This is a genomic window from Blastococcus sp. CT_GayMR16, from assembly GCF_004570875.1.
Lineage (GTDB): Bacteria > Actinomycetota > Actinomycetes > Mycobacteriales > Geodermatophilaceae > Blastococcus_B.
The window spans coordinates 1-540 of record NZ_SPQK01000047.1; the positions used below are offsets into that span (position 1 = coordinate 1).

Consider the following 540-nt stretch of genomic DNA (forward strand, 5'->3'; position numbering starts at 1 on the left):
TCCGGGACCGCAGCGTGCGGGTGTATCCGGGTGAGGACGGCATGGGCAGCCTGTCGGCGACGCTGCCGCTGCCGGTCGCGCAGGCGTGCCGGAAGGCTTTGGAGGCCTACGCCGAGGACTGCCGCACCCCCGGCGACACCCGGACCAAGGACCAGCGGATGACCGACTGCCTGGTCGATCTGATCCTGCGGCCGGGCAGCAACGGTCCGGTGCAGATCGGCCTGACCGTGGTCGCCGGGGTAGACACGCTGACCGGCGGGGACGAACCCGGCGAGGTCGACGGCCAGCCCGTCCCGGCGGTCCTGGTGCGCGAACTCGCCCACACCCTCGGCCTCCTCCCGCGACCAGATGCCCCCGAAGCCCCCGAAACCGAGACCTACGGCGACACGACCGAGAACGCCTCGGTCGAGCCGGCCGCCGTCGCGATGGAGCCCCCCGCGGGGCGGCTGGCCGACCTGCTCGGCCTCCGCACCATCGCCGGCACCAGCCTCGCCCACCTCCCGCAGATCGCGGTCGTCGAAGAAATCTCCGGCCAACTGC

General features: G+C 73.1%; 1 pseudogene. It reads left to right on the forward strand.

The window, feature by feature from the left end:
• Positions 1-14: 14 nt before the first annotated feature.
• Positions 15-540: pseudogene (locus tag E4P38_RS22660) on the forward strand (hypothetical protein); the annotation flags it as partial.